Origin of the sequence: Flavobacterium buctense (assembly GCF_014486695.1) — a bacterium.
Classification (GTDB): Bacteria; Bacteroidota; Bacteroidia; order Flavobacteriales; family Flavobacteriaceae; genus Flavobacterium; species Flavobacterium buctense.
The window spans coordinates 25,272-33,324 of the sequence record NZ_JACTAB010000012.1 but is presented as its reverse complement, the minus strand read 5'-3'; the positions used below and the strand labels follow the sequence as shown (position 1 = coordinate 33,324).

The following is an 8,053-nucleotide window of genomic DNA, read 5'->3' as shown; positions in this document are numbered from 1 at the left end:
CAAAACTTGGGTGGAAAGTGACATTCACTAATGCTAGGTCGATACTGCCTAATATCTGTGGGACTGTCGTAGTTAAATCAAAAGCCTCATAGCCTACTTGTCCCGTATAATCACATAACTCGTAATCATCTGGCTCGGTAGCTTCAGGAGTTGGATCAACGATTAATTGTAATTGAACGACCTCAAAACAACTGGTTAAAGTGGATTCAACTCTGACATAAACAGTCTGTAACCATGGATTAATGTTTTCATAATTAAGAAAATCCGGAATTGAAGTACCGTCAATATTTGCATCAACAAAAGTTTCATGAAAAGTAACATTGTAAGGATTGCCTCCGGTGATAGAATTTAAAACTTGAGATAAATTGAAAAACACAAAACCATCATTACTTGGATCACAATATCTCAATGGTTGTGGATTGTTTACAAAAACATCATTAACTACCGGATTAACTGTAAAACTTGTCGCATTAGAAAAACAATTAGCGGCTATTTGATGAGCTACGATAGAGTGAATACCGGCTGTAAGATTATTAAAAATAGGATTGGTTTGATAAGCTCCTCCATCTAAAGAATATTCATAATTAACACCGATTGGGCTCGTAACAGTAACCGAATTTGAATTACAAGATTCCACAATTGAAACCACCGGATCTATTTCAGGTACCACTTGAATTTGAAAAGTAGTTGATAATGGACAAGGAATAGCAATACTAGGGGTTGGATTAAATGTATAAGTAGTAGTGGCTGTATTGTTTAAAATAGGACTCCAAGTACCGGATATTCCATTTAAGGATGTTGTTGGCAATGGATTAATAACTGAACCAGAACAAACAACAGAAGGAGTAATAGTAAAAGTTGGAGTTACGGTAGGATTTATAATAACAGTTACGGGTTCTATATCGGAACAAGTACCAAGAGTACTTCTGATGTAGTAAGTTCCACTTGCAGTTACTGCATTCGGTGTTGTTAAAGGAATTGTACCAGCTGCATTGGTCCAATAACTCAAAATACCACCTCCGGTACTTCCTGCAGTAATGACAGGCAAGGTTAAATTCACAGTAGCCGGTGAACAAACCGGTGAAGGGTTAGAAACAGTTAAAACCGGCGAAGGATTTATAGTAACCACCACAGATTCTATATCGGAACAAGTACCAACTGTACTTCTAATGTAATAAGTTCCACTTGTTGTAATGGCATTTGGTGTTGTTAATGCAATAGTTCCTGCTGCATTGGTCCAATACGATAAAGTGCCTCCACCCGAACTTCCTACTGTAACAGCAGGTAGTGTTAAGTCAACTGAAGCAGGTGAACAAACTGGAGTGGGATTTGTAATATTTAAGACTGGAGCGGGATTTACAGTTACTGTAACGACCTCAATATCTGTACAAGTACCTAAAGTGCTTTGAATGTAATATGTACCACTAGTTGCTACCGCATTGGGAGTAGTTAATGGATTTGTTGCAGTAGCATTAGTCCAATAACTTAAAGTTCCGCCTCCGGTGCTACCCGAAGTAACTGCCGGTAAGGTTAAATTAACTGTAGATGGAGCACAAACAGCAGCCGGACTGGTAATACTTAAAACGGGAGATGGATTTACAGTAACAATTACTGGTTCAATATCGGAACATGAACCAAGTGTACTTCTAATGTAATAAGTACCACTTGTCGTTACAGCATTAGGAGTTGCTAGTGCAATCGTACCTGCCACATCAGTCCAATAGCTTAAAATACCACCTCCGGTACTTCCAGCAGTTACTGCCGGTAAAGTCAAATTAACTGAAGCCGGTAAACAAGCAACAGGCGGATTTGTGATGACCAAAACGGGTGAAGGATTAATAGTAACTGTAACCGGTTCAACATCTGAACATGTGCCAACAGTACTTTTAATATAATAAGTTCCACTTGCAGTTACTGCTGTTGGAGTGGCTAATGGAGTAGTTGCTGCAGCATTAGTCCAATAAGTCAATGTGCCGCCACCTGTACTTCCTGTTGTAATTGCCGGTAAGGTTAAATTAATAGACGCAGGACCACAAACCGCTGCAGGATTAGTAATCACTAAAATGGGTTGAGGATTAATAGTGATGGTGAAAGTTCTAGGTGGTCCAACACAACCGTTTTTTGTCAAAGTAACCGTAATAGTAGCCACTTGAGTTGTTGTTACATTCGAAGAGGTAAAGGCCGGTAAAAACAAACCGCTACCTGTTCCACTAGCGGCTAAACCGATAGCAGTGTTGCTATTAGTCCAGCTAACAGTGTCGTAGGAGTCAGTTGTTGTAAAATTAAGTTGATTTATTGAGTTGTTTCCACAAAAAACTTGGTTAGTTACTGCTGCAATTTGAGGTGTCGGACAATTACAAGTGAGCGTAGCTGGTGGCACACATACCGTTCCGTTTGCAGGAGTAATCGTCATTGTTATTGGTAGATTCTGCGGATTTGGAATTATCAAATTCGTTCCGAGAGCACCGGTATTAAGCACACCACTTACCGGAGGACTTCCGTAAATTGTGTATATGTAGCCCATCATTGAGATTCCTGATCCAGGAATATTATTCCAGTCAAATTGTGTTTGAACAAACGGTATGGTAGCAGCTCCACAAATTAAATTTAAAGTTCCTCCAGAGGGAACAACAGAAACTACAATTGCAGCTCTAGGGCTTTCACATCCGCCAACTGTTTGACTGACATAATAGGTTGTCGATCCTAGTGCAGCAGTTGAAGGTGTTGGTGCAGTTAAGGAAGGCGTACCTCCAACTGCATTAGTACCATACCAATTTAAAGTACCTCCAACTGAAGGTGTAGCAGTCAATGGAGTTGCGGTGGCGTTTTGACAATAAGTTACCGGTGAAACAACTACAGGAGCAGTAGAAACCGGAACTGGATTTACCACTAAAGCAATAGGTGTAGAAACACAACCACTAACTAAATCTCTTACCGTAACATTATATGTGCCTGGAGCTAAACCAGTAAAGGTTGGGCTGGATTGGTAGGCAATTCCGTTTATACTGTATTCATAATTGGCTGCTTGATAAGAATAAGCCCCAATGTTAGCGTAATCTTGCGGATCAATTGCTGTCCAATCTGACGAATTCCATGTCATAGTTGGATGTGGCGCAGTAGCAAGTCTACGATAAGTATAGCCATTTTGACCCGCTGGCGTAAAAACAACACCATTTGTTCCCCAAAGGTCAAACTCAACATCTGTATTAGTAGCCAGACGAACAGTATCATCCGTATTAAAACCGGCACATGCACTAAAAACCAAATTTGGTACAACTCCACCCTGATTTGAAACAGTACCTACAGCTACAACATAAACGGCATTATTATTCAATATTCCGGAAAGTTGCATATCGCAATTTGGAGAAATAAATGCATTTCCATTGTTATAAATCTTCAATTTATAATTGGCTAAATTTTTTGGTGCTCCTGTACCATTAAAAATTTCGATATAAGACAATGCTCCTGTACTTTCATCGGTCACTTCTGAAATAAATAAATCAGAGGGAATTGGCAATGGTGTACCACTATTTAACGGACTTGTAAATACAATCGTCCCGGTATTGACTGTACAGGTGGGTTGTTGGGTTACGGATACTGTTGGCACAACGCAAGGCGTCGATGCTACACAAGATAAATCAGAACCGATAAAACATCCTGTACCGGTTGGTGTAACTGTTACCTGAACAGAATCATTAGCATTTAAACTACTCACAGTGTAGGTAGTTGCAGCAATATTTCCTACATTAACGGAAGTTCCCGCATTAATAGTGTAAGAAACTGTATAACCTGTGGCTCCTGTTACTGCACCCCAATTAAATGTCACCGAACTTAAAGTAGCAGTACCACAAGTAATCGTAGGAGCAACGGGCGAATTAACTGTTACCGTAACAGAATCTGATAAATTACACGTTACCGCTCCTGTAAATGAAATATCATCCAAGGCAAAATCATTTCCGGTTGCCGTAATAACCCTATCATATAAACAAATTTGGGCCGTTGTATTGGCGCCTGAGTTCCATGTGTAGGTTCTTTGAACCCAACCGCAAGCTGTAGCAGGAGCAAATGCAGTTCCAATAGAAACGCCATTAATCACAACGTCAATGTTAGCTGGATTTGGGGTAGCTACCGTTTGAATCCAATAACTAAACGTATAATTCTGTCCCGGAACTACAGCTACTGTTTGACACCAAACACTATCATTACCGGCATTGAGATTGGATCCGTCAATCACCATCATATTTCCAACACCACCATTAGCTGTACAAGACGAAAAACCTGCAAACCAAGCATTAGAATTGGCAACTATACCGTAAGTTCTCTGAGTTCCTGCCGGAACAGTAACTGCTTGATATTGATAAGCTGTTGCAAATCCGTTATTTCCTTGAGAGAAATTACCATTAAAAATCAATTCTCTAATAGAAGTTGATGTGGAAGTTACAGTATAAGTTGTGGTTTGTGTTGGACTAACCGATGGGTTAGAAATAGTTGGAGTAGTCAAACTAGGATCGGGGGGTGAAGCCGTCCAATTATATGGTGATGTACCTCCACTTACTGAAAGATTACTTGTACTCCCGGAACATAAGGTAGTTGGGCTAGCACCAACTGTTAATCCAATCGGTTGCGTAATGATGATATTTGTTTGAGTTGCCGTTGATGCCGGACTATTGCTGTCTGTAACAGAAATGGTATAACTTCCTCCGGGAAGACCGGTAAATACACCTGAAGTATTGGTTTGAGAAACTGGGCCAACAACGGAATAAGAAGCATAAGGTTGCACACCGTTGATTCCAAAAATCACAATCGAACCGTCATTAGCATTTGGACAAGAAACATTTGATACTGAATAGGAAAGTGCTAATGGCAAAGGCGGTGCAGTAACCGAAATATCATCGATGGCAAAGTCATTTCCAACGGCACTGGTATTGCTGTTAGATAATTTAATATTAGCACAAGCACCATTGGCTACAAAGGTGTAAACCACTTGTTGCCAACCCGAAGCTGTTGGCGGTGCAGTAGCACTACCTGAAACTAAAGTTACTGAAGAAGCATTCAGAATTTGTGTATTAATAATTGCCGGTGTAGGCGAACCTGCTACGGGACCGTAAACCGATCTAATCCAATAACTAAAAGTATATGTTGTCCCGGCGGTTAAACCACAAACACCGCTACCACCATTACCGGCTTCCCAAAAATTTTGCAATCCGCCGGTGGTGTTTCCATCTACAATCATCATGAAACCTGAACCGGAAGTGTGATCTCCAGAAGTTACAAAAGAAGCCGTGTTCATTGGAAAAGGATCCGTAGTTAAAGCCCAGTTTCCGGTATTTGTAGTGCCCGAAAATGGAGGGAAAATCCTAACATACCCGGCTCCATTGCTAAAAAATCCAACTACACTACCGGTTTCAAAATTTCCATTATTCAGTAAATTTTGTGAAAACCCTTGAAATGTGAGTAACGTCAGAGCAACAAAAAAAATATTTTTAATACTAGTAATAATCTTCATAAACGATAACTTTAAAGTAGATTTAGCTTGGCAAATGCAATAAACAACTACCAAATATATTGATTTTTAATATTTTAATGAAAAAACCTCAAACAAATGAGGTCTTTTTTTTATTTTTCTATTTTTCTTCGGTCTCTTTCGGTTTTTAACAAGTTAAGTTCCCTACTTGTTTGTCCGGCAACCGAAGTATTCTCTTCTGCCCTTCTGATTAAATAAGGCATAACATCTCTTACCGGTCCAAAAGGCAGATATTTGGCCACATTATAACCATGTTCGGCCAAGTTATAACTGATATTATCACTCATGCCATAAAGTTGTCCAAACCAAATTCTAGAGTCGTTTTTCAAAACTCCCTTCGCTTCCATCAATTCAATTAATTTATAAGAGCTCAATTCGTTGTGAGTGCCTGCAAATATTGACATTCTATCTAAATTATCCATCATGTAAACTACAGTTGTATCATAATTGATATCGGTTGCCTCCTTACTTGCGCAAATTGGTGTAGGATACCCTTTTTCTTCTGCTCGTTTGTTTTCTTTTTCCATATAAGCTCCACGTACTAATTTCATTCCGATATAAAATCCTTCTGTTTTAGCTATTTGATGTAAACTTTTCAAATAATCCAATCGATCATGTCGGTACAATTGAAGTGTATTGAAAACGATGGCTTTTTCTTTATTGTACTTGCGCATCATATCGGTAACTATAGCATCTGCAGCATCCTGCATCCAACTCTCTTCTCCATCAATCAATAGTGCAACATCTTTTTCATAGGCTGCTTTACATACTATGTCAAAACGTTCGACTACTCTATTCCATTCCTTTTGTTCTTCAACAGTCAAGGATTGCTTTTCCCCAATTTTTTCATATAAATAAAATCTACCAAAACCGGTTGGTTTAAATACGGCAAAGGGTATGGCTAATTTTTCTTTGGCAAATTCTATGGTTTTCAAAGTCATCTCTAAAGCCGCATCGAACTGCTCTTCTTCTTCTTTTCCTTCTACAGAATAATCCAATACCGATGAAACACCTTTGGTGTACATTTTATCTACCACCGATAAACAATCATCTTCAGTTGTTCCGCCACAAAAATGATCAAAAACAGTGGCTCTGATTAAACCTTCTACCGGCAAATGTGCCTTCAAAGCAAAGTTGGTTACCGCTGTTCCTATTCGAACTAGAGGCTCATTATCAATCATTTTAAATAAAAAATACGCTCTGTCTAATTCAGTGTCTGTTTTAAGTGCGAAAGCCACTTTGGTATTGTTGAAAATTTTTTCCATTGTATTGTATTAATGCCACAAATATAAATAGTCTTAAGCGATAATATATCAATTTTTACCTTATTTTTGGGGCACAATTTGACAAAAAATGCAAACCATTCAAGCCAACGGTTATTCTGTTTTATTCGGTGAAAAGGAATACGAAACCCTCAATGATTTTATTGCAACAAACAACTATTCTTCCCTATTTATATTAGTAGATAGTCATACCAATGAATTGTGTTTACTAAGGTTTTTATCCTTTTTAGCCACTGATAAAACCATTGAAATTATCGAAATAGAATCGGGTGAAACCGAAAAAAACATCAGCACTTGTGTTGAAATTTGGAGTGTTTTAACCGAATTAGGTGCCGACAGAAAAACTTTAATGCTCAACATTGGTGGCGGTGTGATTACTGACATTGGCGGATTTGTAGCTTCAACTTTTAAAAGAGGCATCGATTTTATCAATATTCCAACCACACTTTTGGCCATGGTTGATGCTTCAATTGGTGGAAAAAACGGTGTGGATTTAGGGAACTTAAAAAACCAAATCGGAGTCATTAATGTTCCGAAAACTGTTTTAATAGATACTGAATACTTATCCACTTTACCTCAAAACGAAATGCGTTCCGGCTTAGCTGAAATGCTCAAACACGGATTGATATTTGATGCAAACTATTGGGCACAATTTAAAGACTTAAGTCAAACTGATTTTGCCGATTTTGATTCGTTGATTCATCGTTCAATCGAAATCAAAAACGAAATCGTAATGCAAGACCCTACGGAAAACGGCATTCGAAAAGCGTTGAATTTCGGACACACTTTAGGCCATGCGATTGAAAGTTATTTTTTGGAAAATGAAACCAAAAAAACCTTGTTACATGGAGAAGCCATTGCCGCCGGAATGGTTTTAGAAAGCTACATTTCTTGGCAAAAAGGATTGCTTACACAAGAAGAATACAACGAAATCAAGAAAACCATTAATGCTATTTTTGAAACCATCCTTTTTGAAGAAAATGACTTGCCGCCGATATTCGATTTATTGATTCACGACAAGAAAAATGAATATGGCAAAATACAATTTGCGCTACTTGATGGTATTGGTAAAATTAAAATCAATCAAGAAGTTGATAATGAATTGATTATAAAATCTTTCGCCGATTATAAAAAGTAATTTTTTTTTAATGCCAATAGTTGTATTTCGAATGTATTATTTTTTACATTTGCCCTAATGAAAAAAAGTGTGAACACTACTAACTACTGTATTTATAGCCAAGAAATT

At 38.2% G+C, this 8,053-nt stretch carries 3 protein-coding genes; 1 reads left to right on the top strand and 2 read right to left on the bottom strand.

Annotated elements, in window-relative coordinates; genetic code table 11:
- On the bottom strand, positions 1-5,506 hold a 5,506-nt coding region (locus tag ICG50_RS12680), incomplete at its 3' end, for a beta strand repeat-containing protein (RefSeq protein ID WP_187661273.1).
- Between the two features lie 110 nt (positions 5,507-5,616).
- Positions 5,617-6,789 (bottom strand): proline dehydrogenase family protein, encoded by a 1,173-nt coding sequence (locus tag ICG50_RS12675; protein WP_187661272.1) that lies wholly within the window; start codon positions 6,787-6,789, stop codon positions 5,617-5,619.
- An 88-nt stretch (positions 6,790-6,877) separates the two neighbouring features.
- Here ICG50_RS12675 and aroB point away from each other — a divergent pair, with 88 nt between their 5' ends.
- Entirely contained in the window at positions 6,878-7,945 is a 1,068-nt protein-coding gene (gene aroB / locus ICG50_RS12670) for a 3-dehydroquinate synthase (RefSeq protein WP_187661271.1), read from the top strand.
- The last annotated feature ends 108 nt before the right edge of the window (positions 7,946-8,053 follow it).

Coding starts and splice junctions, on each gene's coding strand:
- ICG50_RS12675 (WP_187661272.1), bottom strand. CDS start 6,789: ATGGAAAAAATTTTCAACAATACCAAAGTGGCTTTCGCACTTAAAACA.
- aroB (WP_187661271.1), top strand. CDS start 6,878: ATGCAAACCATTCAAGCCAACGGTTATTCTGTTTTATTCGGTGAAAAG.